This is a genomic window from Myxosarcina sp. GI1(2024), assembly GCF_053543375.1.
The window spans coordinates 52,372-67,306 of the sequence record NZ_JBKGTY010000010.1; the positions used below are offsets into that span (position 1 = coordinate 52,372).

Consider the following 14,935-nt stretch of genomic DNA (forward strand, 5'->3'; position numbering starts at 1 on the left):
TTGTCTGCAGAAGTACCCAATTGGCAAAGCGATCGCCGTACTTAAAAAAACTCAATGATTAACTCAATAATAACTCGCAATAACTTGTGGTAGAGTTTTAAATCAGTAAGATGAAAATTGTTTGCAATTAGCTTGAGTGCAGTTTATGTCAATCGATAGTATTTGGACGGCGGGGGGTATCGTCAGTATTCCCTTGCTGGGATTTTCCCTCTTAGCATTAGCTTTAATTATAGAACGAGTTATTTTTTGGCTGCGAATTAAACGCAAACAGCGCCGTGTAGTCAAGGAGGCAATGTCTCTCTATCGCCACGATCCTCTTGGTGCTACAGCCAAACTCAAACAAAATGCTCAGTTACCGATTGCCCGTATTTTTCTTGAAGCTTTAGAGTTGGAACAACCGACACCCGATGAGTTTCGTTTGGCATTAGATAGTGCCACTCAAGCAGAAATACCAACTTTAAGGCGGTTTGGGACTTGGTTTCAGACTATTATTGCCGCCTCTCCCCTTTTAGGACTACTCGGTACGATTTTGGGTTTAATTCGCTCCTTTGCTTCGATGGAGTTGGGTAATGTTGCTGGCAGTAACTCGGCAGGAATAACGGGGGGCTTGAGCGAAGCTTTGGTTTCAACGGTAATGGGTTTAGTAGTAGCAATCTTTACCCTGTTGTTTGCCAATGCTTTTCGCGGACTATATTTGCGAGAATTGGCGTTCATTCAAGAAGCAGGAGGTCAATTAGAATTGCTCAATCGTCGTTTTCACCAGGGAGTTAGAGAGTATGCGTCCACTAAATGAACCAGAAGAGGGTTTTGAAATCAATCTCGTACCGATGATTGACGTAATCTTTTCGATTTTGGCGTTTTTTATCATTTCATCTTTATTTTTAACGCGATCGCAAGGTTTACCAGTGGATTTACCTTCGGCACAAACGGCAGAACCAGAGCAGACGGTACAGATGAATATCACCATTGAAGCCGATGGCAAGATGTTTCTCGATCGTCAACCAATTCAGCTCGATGAATTACAAAGTACATTGACGGAAAAAATTGCCCCAGATTCTGATTCGGTGGTGATTATCAATGCCGATGAAAAAGTCGAACACGGAACGGTAGTCCAAGTGATGGATCGCTTGCGTCAAGTACCAGGAGCCAGAATGGCGATCGCTGCCGACAAAGAATAAATTGTGAGGAAATTAATTAAAAACATGAACGAAAAATTAAAATCCCTAGAATTATTTTTAGCTTTAGGTTTGGCAACTACTATTGGTGTTGCGAGTAACCCGATGGTTAATGCCGAAGAAATTATTCAAGAACCTACCGCATCTACTCATATCATCGCCCAAGAAGGCGGTGAAGGTGCAGAAGGGAGCGAAGAATTGAGTCCTGGAGAACAGGCTAATGCCGACTTTCAAGATAAACTCTCTGGTACAGAGTTACTAAATGCTTTACAGCAAGGCGGTCACGTCATCTATATTCGACACGCTAAAACCGAAGAGGATTATGCCGACCAGGTTAGTGCCGATGTCAATGATTGTTCGACGCAACGCACTCTCAGTGAGGAAGGATGGCAGCAAGCCGAGGCGATTGGTGAAGGATTTGCAGAAAATTCGATTCCCGTGGGGGATGTAATCTCTAGCGAGTATTGCCGAGCTTGGCAGACTGCGGCGATCGCTTTCGACCGCTACGAAAAAAATCCCGCGCTCAACTTCCTGCCCTATGAAGACTACACCGAGGAACAAGTAGTACAGATGCAAGAAAACGTGATGCCATTATTGACTGCCGAACCAGAAAGCGGCACGAACACGGTAATTGTCGGACATGACGATATCTTTGAGGCGGCGACGGGAATCTATCCCGAGCCAATGGGTATTGCCTATGTGCTCGAACCCGATGGTAATGGCGATTTTGAGCTAGTAGCGAATGTGCTGCCTGAAGAATGGTCGCAACTATCAGAAAATTAATCAAGAATTGAGCGGTTGCATCGAGCGCAAATCATTAAAGTGAATCAAGCTATTTCTCAACCAGCCCAGCAAAAGAAATTATTACTAATAATTGGTTTAATCGGAGGATGTCTGGTTCTGCTGACCTGTCTTTTGGCTAGTATTACCTGGGGAGCAGCCGATATTGCTTTTAACGATATCTATCAGGCATTTACCGCCTTTGATGGTTCTACCAATCAATTAATTATCCGTACAGTACGCCTACCGCGATCGCTGATTGCCATGTTAGTCGGTGCGTCTCTAGCCGTAGCGGGTGCAATTATGCAGGGGCTGACACGCAATACTTTAGCATCTCCAGGCATTTTAGGAGTTAATGCGGGAGCAGCTTTTGCTGTCGTAGTAGGAACGTTTATCTTTGGCAGTAGTTCTCTAACTATCTATACCTGGTATGCATTTGCGGGAGCGGCTATTAGCGCGATCGCCGTATATTTTCTCGGTTCTCTCGGACGAGGAGGACTGACTCCTTTTAATCTAAATATCGCTGGTGCAGCACTGACGGCATTTATCACTTCAATTACTAGCGGTATTTTAATACTCAGCCAGCGTACTTTGGAAGAAATTCGGTTTTGGCTAGCTGGTTCGGTAGCGGGTAGAGACATGAATTTACTGCTGCAAGTATTACCTTATATCTGCATTGGGTTAGTACTAGCGATCGCTCTAAGTCGACAGATTACCATCCTCAGTTTGGGAGAAGATACTGCCAGAAGTTTGGGACAGTCTACAGCATTAATCAAAATACTCGCTGCAATTAGCATTATTTTACTGGCAGGTGCGAGTGTGGCGATCGCTGGACCAATTGGCTTTGTCGGTTTGATCGTCCCTCACATAGCTCGTTTTCTAGTGGGAGTCGATTATCGCTGGATTTTGCCCTATGCCGCCATTTTTGGCGCAACCATTGTCTTAATTGCCGATCTTTGCGGTCGATTAATAATTCAACCGAGTGAATTGCCAGTGGGTTTGGTAATGCCTTTAATTGGTGCGCCGTTTTTTATCTATTTGATTAAGTCTAAGATGAAGCGGTAGAGTAGGGAAGACTGGGAAGAAGACGAAAGAACGAGGAAAGATTGATAATTGATATTAGGTTCTGTTGACGTAAAGAGGCAAAGATGAGAAAGTACCTGAAGTTGCTGATTTTAGTCAAAAAATTCTTCATGAAATCTCGTGTTAAGTTGGACGATTCTGCTTGGCAGCAAATTTTCGTTGTTCTGAGCCACCAACAAGACATCCGTATCAAAGACCCCAAAGCTTGTCGTCGTTTTCTGAATGCGGTTCTCTGGATTACTCGCACAGGTGCTCAATGGCGTGAATTACCCAAACGTTTTGGCAACTGGAACAGCCTCTACAAACGATATCGGCGTTGGTGTCAGAAGGGAGTTTGGCATCGTCTCTTGCAAGAAATGTCCCACTCTGCTGACTTAGAAAGTTTAATTCCCGATAGCACCATGATTCGTGCTCATCCCTGTGCAGCAGGAGCAAAAGGGGGTCAGAAAAACACTCTTTAGGAGGTTCTTGTGGCGGATTTAGTACCAAGTTACATGCTGTGGTAGATGCGTTGGGCAATCCGCTGCGGTTGCTTCTGACTCCAGGGCAAACCGCCGATATCAGTCAAGGAGAGGCATTGGTGGCTGGTTATCGAGCTCAACAGGTAATTGCCGATAAAGGCTATGATTGTGATGCTTTTGTGGTCTTGATTGAGGAAACTGGTGCTCAAGGCGTGATTCCGCCTCGTTCTGGTCGCCTCAACCCTAGAGATTACGATTCACATCTGTACAAGGAGCGACATCTAGTTGAGTGCTTTTTTAACAAACTTAAATACTATCGTCGCGTTTTCAGCCGTTTTGACAAAACTGACGAATGTTATTTGGGATTTGCCGAATTTGCTTCGGCTTTAATTTGGTTGCGTTAATTGTGTCAACAGAACCTAAAAGCACTATCGTCTTGAGATGCTGATTCAGCAGCTTCATCGATTAAGTCTTCTACTGAACTACCAACAAAATCAACTCGTCCACCTAAAACTAAAATCAAGCGATCGTCAAAGAATTTTATTTGGTCTTGTAAATAAATCCCCACTCCATCATTGGTATATAATTCTCTACCAGAAGAATCTTCTATTGCCTCTCCCACCCCTGTAAATTCTGGATCGAAGAGGTCTATGTTTCCCACTTCAAAGTCTTCAAATTCAAAAAAATCTTCATCAAAGACATAATCTACACCTGCCAGTAATTCGTGAGCGATACCGCCAGACTTAAATTTACCAGTTACATAAGCAGTAGCTTGATAATTATTGATATCTTCACTAGTTTTATCGGCATTACGTTCTAAGGTTCGGAAGTCATCTCCTAAAGCCCTAACAAATGCTTCTCTTTGCTCAACCTGAAGATTCGTATAACGAAAAGCATGACGCAATGACCAGTTATCGCTAAAACTATGCTCTAAGTCATACCCAATCTGGGCAATAATGCGATCGTTAGCATCAAAATCAGGTTCGCCGACAAATTGCTCTCTGGGGATTTCGCCGTTCGGATTATCTAAAGATGTACCTTCTGTACCCGCAGCAGGTAAACCAACTCTCTGAGGTGTTCGACTATCGAGATATTGCCCTTCAAAACTAAGTTTAGTTCTCTCGCCAATTTTCCAGCTAATAACTGGTGCGACAGCTAATTGAGTCACATCTACATCATCTACATCATCTACATCATCTACATCGAAAAAGGTATCGGAATAGTCAACAGAAGCATTAAGACGATAGCTAGCCGTCTCATTTTCATTGAGTGGACTCGAAAAATCTAATGCGCCTTCTACAGTATTAAAACTGCCATAGCTAGCGGATAATTCATAAAAAGGAAATGACAGAGGTTGTTTAGTGACAATATTGACAATGCCCCCTGGAGAAATTTGACCCCCAATTACCGAAGCAGGTCCCGATAAAACTTCTAGTCGCTCGATATTACTCAAATCTCTCGGTGGTGAGATGAAAAGCGATTCGGGAATTCCATTCCGCAAAAAGTTTGAAGAGACATTAAAACCACGAATAAATACATTGTTAAAGTTCGATCTCGGCGCACCATTACTAACTACACCTACGGCATTTCTGGATAGAGCCTCACGTAAGTTCACTACTCCCTGGTCTTCAAATATTTGACGGGGTATGACTTGAACTGTACCTGGTGTATCAATAATCGGCGTGTCGATACGAGTCACACCCGCATCGGGAACAAATTAATCACTGCCTTCTTCTGCTTGTCCTGTAGCAATGACTTCAATTTCTTGATCTGGCTCTTGTTCTGCCGTTGTCCCATCGGGAGTGATGCTTAATACCAAGTCATCTCTTCCTGGTACTATTTCTGCGCTTGGTGTCTGGTTTGCTCCTGTAATCCTGACTCGGATGCTATTTTCATCGGCTTTGTTAACTGTAATCTTGCTAATTCCTGGTGCGGGGTTAGTTTCTGTTACCCCATTCCTAATCGAGAATGCCAAAGTAGCATCGAGGATATCAATTACTAAATCATTTCCTTCTGACAAAATCAACGGTACTAACCGTTCACTTCCCGCTACTGTTTTTAGAACCAACTCTAATCCCGACTCGGTGGGATTAATCTGCACACTCGTAACCCGCGTCACCTCGCCTTGTGCCATTAAATCCGCAGCCGTACCCCTGAGAGGATTTTGCTCTGAGTTGACCAAAGATGGCTGAATGGGGGAATGGGGGAATGGGGGATTAGGGGATTTCTCTACCAGAGCCGTCCTCCTTGTCTCCCTTGTTCCCCTTGTCTCCACGTCCAGAGAAACCTCTGCACTAACGGGACAAATCCAAACCAAACTCGAAACACCCACAACAGATAACAATACCGATAATTTCATTCTTGCTCCTCAAACCAAGCGAATAACCGCCTTATTTAGAAATATTCTTAATAACTTGATGAGGAGTAATGTATTAAAATCGATTTTAGCCTGTCTATCCAAAAACGGGATTTTTTTTAACTAAACAGTCATCGTAACAATTATTAATTTATATTTATGGTAATTTTTCACCTGTCATACATTGACTAGGGGTGATGCCAAACTGATGTTTAAAAGCAGTACTAAAATAACTTAAATGAGAATAACCAACCAAATTAGCGACTTCGCAAATAGAATGTTTTCTCTCTCTTAACAGCAGTTTTGCTTGTTCCATCCGCAACGAAGTCAAATAGCCAATAACGGTCATGCCAAAAAGTTGCCGAAAACCACGGCGTAGGGTGCTTTCGCTCAGTCCGACTTGTTCGGCTAATTCTGAGATTGACGGTGGATTTTCTAATTGATTCGCCAAGATGTCTCTAGCTTGATAGATGCGATCGATACTTTGAGGTTTAAATGTTGTTTTGAGTTCATCTGGTTTTGATTCTGTCAATTGAGCTAGCTGCAACGCTAATAATTCCAAAACCTTACCTTCTAAATACATTCGAGCGATCGCACCTTGATAAGGATGATGGAATATCTATCCGACTATTGTTTGCATCTGGGACATTATGCCCCCTACATTCAAGTGAAATCGTGAGGGATTTTCGTCTTCTATTAACGATTGCAACTGTTTTGGTATAGTACTTAATTCTGTAACCAAGTTTCTAACAGTGCTTATATCTATTTCCATTCTAAGCATTTGTAAGTGATCGCCTTGCCAATACCGTTCGATCTCTTCAATGTCAGGTAAACAAAATAAATAGTTCCGCCCTTTTGTTTCCGCGTATTCTGGCGCAACACCATCAATACCAGGACAGATAACGCTATGATAACCGCTTAAATAAAATTTAGCGATGAGAATAGAGCGATCTCCGTGTTTTGTTAACTTATTACAATCAAGGAATATTTGTTCGTCTACAACCTCTAATTTAATTCCCGATAACAAATTTGCATCATACTGCTGCCCTTCATCCCACTGATTTCTAATAGCTTTAACTAGATCGAATCCGCGAATGTTGGTTTCTATCTGTTCGTAAGATAGAGTTTCTCTATAGAGGCGATCGTATTCTGCGTCGGTATATACTTTCATCTAGCTAAACTAAATCAAAACTTAATTATAAATCTTCTCATTAAACAGGTAAAATACGAAAGCAGTTGAGCAGAGGAAGCAGAGGAGACAAAAAATAATTAGTAATGAGTATATAGTAATGAACCATTAACAACGAACCATAAGCCAAGAGCTACAAGCAACTAACAAAATGACAAAACAATGGTTAATTATTCGCCCACCAGCATTACCAATATCGTTTCATCTAGATCGCCGAGTACCAGGAATTTTATTAATTCTCGCTCTAGTAACTATAGTTGCAATGATAATTAGCGTCGGCTATGGAGAGTATCCCGTTTCACCTCTAGATGTAGTTAAGACTTTATTGGGTTTGCCTACAGCGAATGGGGATTATGCCTTTATTATTAATATCCTGCGTTTACCAAGAACCATTGTCGCTTTTTTAGTCGGCGTAGGACTGGCGATCGCGGGAACGATTACCCAAGGCATTACTCGCAATCCTTTAGCAGCTCCTGGTATTATCGGAGTCAATGCAGGGGCGACTTTAGCTGCTGTTACCTTAATTATTTTAATGCCTAATGCTCCCCCATCTCTACTTCCTTTTGCTGCTTTAATAGGTGCGCTGACGGTTGCCATCTTAATCTATCTCTCGGCTTGGCAAGGTGGTAGTTCTCCCGTGCGGCTAATTTTGGTTGGTATTGGCTTTAGTTTAATTGCTAATGCCTTAACGAACATTATGATTACTTTTGGCGAGATAAATACGGTTTCTCAGGCTTTGGTTTGGTTGGCGGGTAGTGTTTACGGACGTACCTGGTCGCAAGTTTTGGCTTTGCTTCCCTGGATTGTTATTTTTGGTGTGATCGCTTTAGTTTTAGCCAGAGAATTAAATACTTTAAATTTGGGAGACGAAGTGGCACGCAGTTTGGGTAGTCGGGTCGAGTGGCAGCGAGGTTTATTGCTTTTGACCGGTGTAGCTCTAGCAGGAGCTTCGGTAGCTACCGCAGGTGCAGTTGGTTTTGTTGGCTTGATGTCACCTCATTTAGCAAGACAGTTAGTAGGAACTGCCCACCAAGGACTTTTGCCCGTGTCGGCAATGATGGGAGGAATGCTGGTAGTAATTGCCGATTTATTGGGAAGAGTATTGTTCGCACCTTTAGAGCTTCCCTGCGGGATTATTACCGCGGCTATCGGTGCGCCATATTTTGTATATCTATTAATCAGTAATCGAAAACAATGAATACTTAATGTGATCGGCAAAGCCAGCCTCCCTCAGAGCATTGATTTTCATTGATTGTTTTCAAACGTCGTTTGGCTCCTAATTTATCGGTAAAAATTTTATTTTCAAAACTTATGTATCGCGAGCGAAATAATAATTCCCAGTCTCCCAATCATCCCTTAGCAACCAAACAGCTTACCCTTGCCTATGATGGTGTGCCAATTATTCGAAACTTAAATTTAGCAATTCCCGCTCAGAAAATAACCGTACTGGTAGGTGCTAACGGTTGTGGTAAGTCTACCCTTTTACGAGGACTGGCAAGACTATTAAAACCAAAAGTAGGAAAGGTTTACTTAGATGGCAAAGCGATTTCTCAACTCTCGGTCAAAACTGTAGCCAAAAAGTTGGGAATGCTGCCTCAAAGTCCTATCGCTCCAGAAGGATTAACCGTAAGAGATTTGGTGGCAATGGGTCGCTATCCCTACCAAAACTGGTTGCAGCAGTGGTCTACTGAAGATGAAGCAAAAGTAGCAGAAGCCTTAAAAATTACTACCATGACCGAATTAGCAGACCGCAGTTTAGATAGCCTTTCTGGAGGACAAAGACAAAGAGCCTGGATTGCAATGGTGTTGGCTCAGGATACAGATCTTTTATTGCTAGACGAACCGACAACTTTCTTAGATTTATCTCATCAGGTAGAACTCTTAGATTTGCTGGACGAACTGCATAAAAGCCAAGGAAAAACTATCGTCATGATTTTGCACGATCTCAATCTCTCTTGTCGCTATGCCGATTATTTGGTAGCCGTAAGGGAAGGAAAAGTGTACGCTACGGGAACTCCAGAACGGGTAATGACAGAAGAGATGATAAGGGAGGTGTTTGACTTAGAATGTCGGATTGTCCCCGATCCTCTAACAGATACTCCTATGTGTATCCCAATGGGGCGTAGAATATTGAGAAAACAGAAGGGCAGCAAAGCTGAAGAGCAGAGGAGATCGAAAAGTATTTAGTTTAGTAGGAATTCGTTAAAGATTGAGATGGTTTTGGGAACGGAGTTGATTTTGCTAGGAACGTTATTGTTAGTGCAATAGTTCGTCAGATGGATTGATTTTATTAGTTAGATTAGAAAATAAGCGATCGCCACCAGTTTGTAACTCCCAATAACTCTAGCGTCGATAAAATCGCTGCATCCTCAATAGTAGAACCAAAAAAAGTCAGATTATCACGAATGCTGGCTTGAAAAAGCTGCACATTTTGAGTTACTATTGCTATCCGTTGACGCAACTCCGATATAGACATTCGAGCGATCGCCACATTTCCTAAATGGATCGTTCCTCGAGGGACATCATAAAATTTTAGCAAAAGCCGAGCTAGGGTAGTTTTTCCACTGCCAGTATGTCCTAGTAGTCCTAGTATTTTTTTATTTGATGGCTGCTTAATTTCAATCCTGTTTCAAAGTTCTACTCCAATTAAGTTGACTTTTCATCTTTTATTTCCTAACAAGTCTAATGTTTACCTGTCAAAATTACAGTTGGAAAACATCGACAAAGACACTTCGTTCTCCCCTAACTCTTTTCGGATTGGGAGAATCGTAAAAAATCATTAAGCTGTCTTTTTCCTCTAAATATGAATATAAAGCCAATCCTTCAGCGTGATCGTAGCCGATGGTAAAGGGTAGATCGAATAAAGGAATTAGTCCCTCTTCATCTTGGTGGTAAATCCCACTTTCAGAATATTGTAGAACGTCTTTCCAGCGAAATAGCTGCATTTCCCCTTCTAAATCCATAGTGGGACCCGCTAGAATAATCAAGTCTCGATCCTGAAAACATATTTCTCTGATGCCCAAACCGTTGAGGTCGAGAAAATGCTTTTTATATTTTGTGTCTTCGTCGCCAATGGTTTTAAATGTAAGAACTCCTGGTTCCCTTGACTCAAATTCCATCTCCAAAATAATTGCCCATCCTCGCAGTACGGGACCGCGCAAACCAACAAACAAGCGATCGCCTCTAACAGCTAGACCTTCTATGTCCAAACCATTGTCTTTAGAGGGAATACCTGCAGTAATAAACGATTTGAGATGAACGTCTTCTTGAAGAACTTCGAATAATAAGTTGCGGTTATCGATAGTTTGCAAACAAGCTGCGGTTAGAGGTTCGCCATCTTTTAAAGTACAGGATTTGACCAACTTCCCATTAATTACAGGAATTCTGGCAAAAATGAAGCGATTGAGGTCGGTAGTAACCGTTGCCAATCTTTCTAAGTCTGTATCTTTACCTTTTGGCTTTTTGCGCTTGGTGCTATGGGAACCAGTAATCCATAAATATCCTTCTGCAAAATCCATTCCTTCGATATCGATTTCATCATCGGTGTTGAACAGTTCTACATAATCTTGTAGTAAAAAACGTTGATGATTAACATAGCTATACCTGCCAACCGGCGAAAGACGTTCGATACCAATCATTTCATCAGAACCCACCCACAAATTACCATCGGGAGTAAAAGCCGCAGCGGAAACATCGCAGATAATATCTTCTGCTTTATCCTCGAAATTAAGTAAAATTCGGGTAAGTAAAAAAGCTTCTAATGAATTCATGACAATTGGTTCGACAAGTCAGTTTATCTTAAATATATAATTTAATAAAAATTTTCTTTAAATAAATCTATCTTGCAATATATAGTTAAAAAATATAAGCTTAATTTATCTTTTTAAAAGCTTTATCACTTAAAATTTAAGCTCGACCGTAAATCAACTCAAGCATAATTGGCAAACTATTGTAAGCCAAATTCCTAGGAATAATCGAATAGAATGAAGTATTTGCTTGACACTCATAGTTTACTTTGGACGATTTTTGAACCAGATAAACTCTCGGCAAAGGCTCAAGAAATAATGCTCGACCCAAGTAATATTATTTGTGTTAGTTTAGAGGTTATTTATAAAGTAAATATAAAAAGGTGTTGAAGTTAGGGATTATTGGTTTTAAATCAAACAGAGAGAGTGTATTGTAGTTTAGCCCTGTAGTGATGAAAAGCAGTTATCCGAGTGATTTAAGTGACGAGGAATCGAAGATTATTGCCCCTATGCTTCCCCCAGCCAAACCAGGAGGAAGACCTCGAACCACAGGCATAAGACAAGTGTGTGATGAAATTTATTATCATTTAAAAACCGGATGTCAGTGGGAATATCTTCCTCAGAATTTCCCTCCTGCTTCAACTGTATATAGCTATTATCGAAGATGGCAAAAGAAAGGAATTTGGGAAACCATCAACCAAAAAATGAGGGAATTAGTTAAAGAAAAAGAACATAAATCTCGACAGTCTACAGTAGCGATCGCTGACAGCCAATCCGTCAAAACGACGAAAAAAAAGGGCGGAGAAAGTTAATACTATTGAGGTTCTTAAAAAGCTGCGGTAAGGATTCAGGTATCAGGGTTGACAAAAAGGAAAAAGAGATTAAAGTAGCCAATAATGAGCGAAGCTAATCACCCCTTCAAAGCCGAAGAACTGCGCCAGTTGTCCAATGAGAAACTGGCAGAAATCGTGACTACCCAACAAAAGCTGATTGAGAAGCTAGAAAAAAGAATAGAACAACTGGAACAGAGCCTCAACCTCGACAGCCAAACCTCATCGAAACCCCCTTCAACTGACTTGCTGAAAAAAAGCGAGAGAAAACCAGAAGTAGGGTTGGAAGAAGCCAAAAAAGAGACAAAAAGAAAACCAGGAGGACAACCAGGACATCAAGGGAAGACGAGAAAAGGATTTGGGCGTGTAGACCGCTACGAAGTATTGAAACCGACCATCTGCTCCAACTGTGGAAATCAACAATGGAAGACTAAGGGGGTACGAGTAGATACTCAACAGGTAGCCCAGTTGGTGGCAAAACCGATACAAGTCGTAGAGTACCAACGTCATCACTGTCAATGCGGCAAGTGTGGAGCAATAGAGGCAGCTCGACGGTCTCCCACAATGATTCCAGGTCAAGACTTGGGAGTCAGACTACAGGGGTTACTTTCCTGGCTGGGAAACTATGCTCATATGTCCTATGCTAAACAGCAAGAACTGTTGTGGGAACTGGGAGCAATAGAAATTAGTAGGGGAACTTTAGTTGCCACCAATGAACGAACGAGTACAACAAGCGAGTATCAACAGTGTTGAAGGGTTGAAAAAGTCGATTAATTCAGAGCATCCTCCTCTACATTGTGACGAAACCCCCTGCTCAGTTAAAGGAGTCAAAGAATGGCTCTGGGTTTTAGCTGGGTCAGAGTTCTGCCTGTTTCATGCCGGCGATACTAGAAAACGCAGAGAATTGGAAGCTGTATTAGGAGTATTCTATGATGGAGTTTTGATTAGCGACGATTTTAGTGTCTACAACGGCTATTCAGTAGCAGGACAACAAAAGTGTTTGGCTCATCTACGTCGTCATTTTCAAAAACTGTTAAAGACTAAAGGGGTAGATAACCAAGAAATTGCTACCACCTTTCTGTCTCTAATTGATGAGGCATTTAAGCAACATCGGGTTTGGCGACAGACCCATCAGGAAAGCCACTATCGAGATTGGGCAGAGGATTTCCGAAGGCGAGTGACTAGCGCAATTAAGACTTGGCTCAAGAATGCTGGTCATGAAGCTGGAAAACTGCTACGTTCGCTGCGTGATAAGGCGGAGCAATGGTGGTATTTTCTGACACATCCTCAGATACCCCCCGACAATAATCTAGCTGAACGATGTTTGAGAACTGCTGTAACCAAGCGGAAAGTTTGTGGTGGCTCTCGTTCCATCGAACGGTTTCAACATACAGCCAACCTGCTGAGTGCAATTCAATCTTGTCGTTTGCAAGGACGTTCGGTGATTACTTTTTTTCAACAGACTTTACAAGCTACAGTTGGACATTGTTCTTATCCTTCTCTTATTCCTCATGCTTGCACCTGAATCCTTACATAAAAACTTAAACGCCAGCTCGAACTGTTTACAATACTAAGTATAATTATAATAAATTTATAAATCTTAGTTTACTTATCTCTTACCAAGATACCAATTATTTATAATGACTGGCAAGTTAGTTTTATTCGACTTTGATGGCACGATCGCCGATACCTATCAAGCAATTGCCGATATTATCAATCAACTATCTTCAGAATTTGGCTACAAGCCTGTAGATCGAGAAGAACTATTACTATTAAAAAATCTCAGTTCTCGAGAAATAGTTAAAAAAACTGAAGTTTCTTTATTTAAAATACCTTTTTTAGTCAAGCGAGTCCGCAGAGAATTAGCTAAAGAAATCGCAGAACTCAAGCCGATTGTAGGAATCGATACAGTTTTATTCCAATTAAAAGCTTGTGGTTACCGTTTGGGCATAGTTACTTCCAACGATAGAGACAACGTTGAAATATTTTTAGCTAAAAACAATTTAAGTTCTTTATTCGATCTTATTTATTCGAGTACATCCATTTTTGGCAAACATCGAGTCATCAATCGCATTACCAAGCAAAATAAATTAACTAGAAATGAAATTATTTATGTAGGAGATGAAACCCGAGATATCAGAGCCGCAAGAAAAAGCCGTATTGGTATTATTGCAGTAACCTGGGGATTTAACTCTGGCGAAATATTAGCCGAATTTCAACCAGACTTTTTAGTCAATCGACCGCCAGAAATCGTCGATATTCTCGCTGCTTGTCATCGCTCCAAACAGGAGCGAATTTCTTTAAAAGTTCCAGTCAACTAAAATATGAGTTTAGGAGATAACCATCCTGATTTTTTTTTACTATTCGCTCAACATGGCTGGGCAGATACTGGCAGAGATATCGGACAACTGGCACAGACTCTAGCTACTAATAAAACTCGCACGATCGTTCCTAGTTTAAATTGGTGGCAAACTTCGATTAGAATCGAGCCATTAATTAAAAGTGTCGAAAAAATTGCTGCTGGCGAGCTCGATAAATATCTGCAAACTCCAATTAGAATCATCGGTCATTCGATGGGAGGTTTGATTTGGCTAGAAGTATTAAAACGCCATCCAGAATGGCACCATCGAGTACATTCTCTAGTGGTTATGGGTTCCCCTATTAGTGGTGCAGACTTGGCGCGTACGATCGATCCTTTTGGGATTGGAATTGCCATTGCTGGAGATTTAGGCAGAAATCGCCGCGCTGTCGCCGAACAAATTGCTTGCCAGATTCCTACTCTCTCCATAGCTAGCGATCTGGGTTGGGGACATGATGGTATGGTAGCTATCGAAAGCAGCAAATTCGCCTACTCTAAATTCGTGCTGTTGTCGGGAATCGGTCATGCCGCTCTTAAATGTCATTCCGCAGTAGTACCAATTATTCAGGAATTTTGGGCTAATCCCCAGGTATCGCCATCGCCATCAGATAATTTGGTTAACAAGATTATCCATCGTTTACGCTTAGTTCCGGGAATGACCGATGCTAGCTATCAAGACTTCGGGCGATCGCAAGTTGCGCTCTCTTTTGGCGATGACATTACGATTCGCACTTGGAAAAATCTCCTCGGCATCAACCATGTCTATGTTGCTCGGGGTGAGAAATGTCTGTATGCAGGTTATGTTGGTTGGATAGAAGCTAGTATTTTACGCCAGACAATAGATCGCATAGAGCGAGAATTAGCTTGAGGTGGCTGTACTGAAGTAATCACAAAAACCAGAAAAGGAGGCGATCGCGGCAACTGCGTCCGCAAGCCTCCTTTCTTGACTAATTAAA

The 14,935-nt window shown here is 41.7% G+C and carries 15 protein-coding genes and 2 pseudogenes; 11 read left to right on the top strand and 6 right to left on the bottom strand.

Annotated elements, in window-relative coordinates:
• Positions 1 to 145: 145 nt before the first annotated feature.
• The 5 genes from ACLFKQ_RS25450 to ACLFKQ_RS25470 all read left to right on the top strand — a co-directional run bounded on the left by ACLFKQ_RS25450 (position 146) and on the right by ACLFKQ_RS25470 (position 3,903).
• Positions 146 to 793, top strand: coding sequence for a MotA/TolQ/ExbB proton channel family protein (locus tag ACLFKQ_RS25450; protein WP_449002477.1), 648 nt, complete (start codon positions 146 to 148; stop codon positions 791 to 793).
• Positions 777 to 1,178 carry an ExbD/TolR family protein gene (locus ACLFKQ_RS25455; RefSeq protein ID WP_449002478.1) on the top strand — a complete coding sequence of 134 codons (402 nt, stop codon included), beginning with the start codon at positions 777 to 779 and terminating at the stop codon, positions 1,176 to 1,178. Before ACLFKQ_RS25450 ends, ACLFKQ_RS25455 begins: the two co-directional genes overlap by 17 nt.
• A 24-nt stretch (positions 1,179 to 1,202) precedes the next feature.
• Positions 1,203 to 1,958, top strand: coding sequence for a histidine phosphatase family protein (locus ACLFKQ_RS25460; protein ID WP_449002479.1), 756 nt, complete (start codon positions 1,203 to 1,205; stop codon positions 1,956 to 1,958).
• Between the two features lie 39 nt (positions 1,959 to 1,997).
• Complete coding sequence (locus ACLFKQ_RS25465) at positions 1,998 to 3,020, top strand: FecCD family ABC transporter permease (RefSeq protein WP_449002480.1); 1,023 nt, start codon at positions 1,998 to 2,000, stop codon at positions 3,018 to 3,020.
• A 128-nt stretch (positions 3,021 to 3,148) separates the two neighbouring features.
• Positions 3,149 to 3,903 (top strand): IS5 family transposase gene (locus tag ACLFKQ_RS25470; RefSeq protein ID WP_448998612.1). Its coding sequence is split into 2 segments (ribosomal slippage): positions 3,149 to 3,469 and positions 3,472 to 3,903, totalling 753 coding nucleotides; the frame shifts between segments, so codons are not numbered across the junction.
• Positions 3,904 to 3,908: 5 nt separating this feature from the next.
• Here ACLFKQ_RS25470 and ACLFKQ_RS25475 read toward each other — a convergent pair.
• The 4 genes from ACLFKQ_RS25475 to ACLFKQ_RS25490 form a co-directional block, all read right to left on the bottom strand.
• Positions 3,909 to 5,198, bottom strand: a complete 1,290-nt coding sequence (locus tag ACLFKQ_RS25475; RefSeq protein ID WP_449002481.1) for a TonB-dependent siderophore receptor — start codon at positions 5,196 to 5,198, stop codon at positions 3,909 to 3,911.
• Positions 5,199 to 5,216: 18 nt separating this feature from the next.
• Positions 5,217 to 5,858 (bottom strand): AMIN domain-containing protein, encoded by a 642-nt coding sequence (locus ACLFKQ_RS25480; RefSeq protein ID WP_449002482.1) that lies wholly within the window; start codon positions 5,856 to 5,858, stop codon positions 5,217 to 5,219.
• A gap of 154 nt (positions 5,859 to 6,012) precedes the next feature.
• The gene (locus ACLFKQ_RS25485) at positions 6,013 to 6,417 is read right to left on the bottom strand and encodes a helix-turn-helix transcriptional regulator (protein ID WP_449002483.1); all 405 of its coding nucleotides are present in this window, start codon (positions 6,415 to 6,417) and stop codon (positions 6,013 to 6,015) included.
• Positions 6,418 to 6,474: 57 nt separating this feature from the next.
• The gene (locus tag ACLFKQ_RS25490) at positions 6,475 to 7,026 is read right to left on the bottom strand and encodes a hypothetical protein (RefSeq protein ID WP_449002484.1); all 552 of its coding nucleotides are present in this window, start codon (positions 7,024 to 7,026) and stop codon (positions 6,475 to 6,477) included.
• 169 nt (positions 7,027 to 7,195) lie between these two features.
• Between ACLFKQ_RS25490 and ACLFKQ_RS25495 the strand changes: the two genes are divergently transcribed.
• Positions 7,196 to 8,242: a FecCD family ABC transporter permease gene (locus tag ACLFKQ_RS25495; RefSeq protein ID WP_449002485.1), complete on the top strand. Its 1,047-nt coding sequence runs from the start codon at positions 7,196 to 7,198 to the stop codon at positions 8,240 to 8,242.
• A 113-nt stretch (positions 8,243 to 8,355) separates the two neighbouring features.
• Positions 8,356 to 9,231, top strand: a complete 876-nt coding sequence (locus ACLFKQ_RS25500) for an ABC transporter ATP-binding protein (protein ID WP_449002486.1) — start codon at positions 8,356 to 8,358, stop codon at positions 9,229 to 9,231.
• 112 nt (positions 9,232 to 9,343) lie between these two features.
• On the opposite strand, the gene ACLFKQ_RS25505 is transcribed toward ACLFKQ_RS25500, so the two are convergent.
• Together ACLFKQ_RS25505 and ACLFKQ_RS25510 are read right to left on the bottom strand one after the other, a co-directional pair.
• Positions 9,344 to 9,667 carry an ATP-binding cassette domain-containing protein gene (locus tag ACLFKQ_RS25505; RefSeq protein WP_449002583.1) on the bottom strand — a complete coding sequence of 108 codons (324 nt, stop codon included), beginning with the start codon at positions 9,665 to 9,667 and terminating at the stop codon, positions 9,344 to 9,346.
• Positions 9,668 to 9,746: 79 nt separating this feature from the next.
• A complete protein-coding gene (locus ACLFKQ_RS25510) occupies positions 9,747 to 10,814 on the bottom strand; it encodes a DUF3616 domain-containing protein (protein WP_449002487.1) in 1,068 nt (355 codons plus the stop codon).
• Positions 10,815 to 11,242: 428 nt separating this feature from the next.
• On the opposite strand from ACLFKQ_RS25510, the pseudogene ACLFKQ_RS25515 reads away from it, so the two are divergent.
• The 4 genes and pseudogenes from ACLFKQ_RS25515 to ACLFKQ_RS25530 all read left to right on the top strand — a co-directional run.
• Positions 11,243 to 11,590: pseudogene (locus tag ACLFKQ_RS25515) on the top strand (transposase); the annotation flags it as partial.
• A 96-nt stretch (positions 11,591 to 11,686) separates the two neighbouring features.
• Positions 11,687 to 13,145: pseudogene (tnpC, locus tag ACLFKQ_RS25520) on the top strand (IS66 family transposase).
• 115 nt (positions 13,146 to 13,260) lie between these two features.
• Positions 13,261 to 13,941, top strand: coding sequence for an HAD-IA family hydrolase (locus ACLFKQ_RS25525; RefSeq protein ID WP_449002488.1), 681 nt, complete (start codon positions 13,261 to 13,263; stop codon positions 13,939 to 13,941).
• A gap of 3 nt (positions 13,942 to 13,944) precedes the next feature.
• The gene (locus tag ACLFKQ_RS25530; protein WP_449002489.1) at positions 13,945 to 14,847 is read left to right on the top strand and encodes an alpha/beta fold hydrolase; all 903 of its coding nucleotides are present in this window, start codon (positions 13,945 to 13,947) and stop codon (positions 14,845 to 14,847) included.
• Positions 14,848 to 14,935: the final 88 nt, after the last annotated feature.

Excerpts from the sequence above, each read along its gene's own strand:
- ACLFKQ_RS25450 (WP_449002477.1), top strand. The coding sequence starts at position 146 with ATGTCAATCGATAGTATTTGGACGGCGGGGGGTATCGTCAGTATTCCC.
- ACLFKQ_RS25455 (WP_449002478.1), top strand. The coding sequence starts at position 777 with ATGCGTCCACTAAATGAACCAGAAGAGGGTTTTGAAATCAATCTCGTA.
- ACLFKQ_RS25460 (WP_449002479.1), top strand. The coding sequence starts at position 1,203 with ATGAACGAAAAATTAAAATCCCTAGAATTATTTTTAGCTTTAGGTTTG.
- ACLFKQ_RS25480 (WP_449002482.1), bottom strand. The coding sequence starts at position 5,858 with ATGAAATTATCGGTATTGTTATCTGTTGTGGGTGTTTCGAGTTTGGTT.
- ACLFKQ_RS25490 (WP_449002484.1), bottom strand. The coding sequence starts at position 7,026 with ATGAAAGTATATACCGACGCAGAATACGATCGCCTCTATAGAGAAACT.
- ACLFKQ_RS25495 (WP_449002485.1), top strand. The coding sequence starts at position 7,196 with ATGACAAAACAATGGTTAATTATTCGCCCACCAGCATTACCAATATCG.
- ACLFKQ_RS25500 (WP_449002486.1), top strand. The coding sequence starts at position 8,356 with ATGTATCGCGAGCGAAATAATAATTCCCAGTCTCCCAATCATCCCTTA.
- ACLFKQ_RS25510 (WP_449002487.1), bottom strand. The coding sequence starts at position 10,814 with ATGAATTCATTAGAAGCTTTTTTACTTACCCGAATTTTACTTAATTTC.
- ACLFKQ_RS25525 (WP_449002488.1), top strand. The coding sequence starts at position 13,261 with ATGACTGGCAAGTTAGTTTTATTCGACTTTGATGGCACGATCGCCGAT.
- ACLFKQ_RS25530 (WP_449002489.1), top strand. The coding sequence starts at position 13,945 with ATGAGTTTAGGAGATAACCATCCTGATTTTTTTTTACTATTCGCTCAA.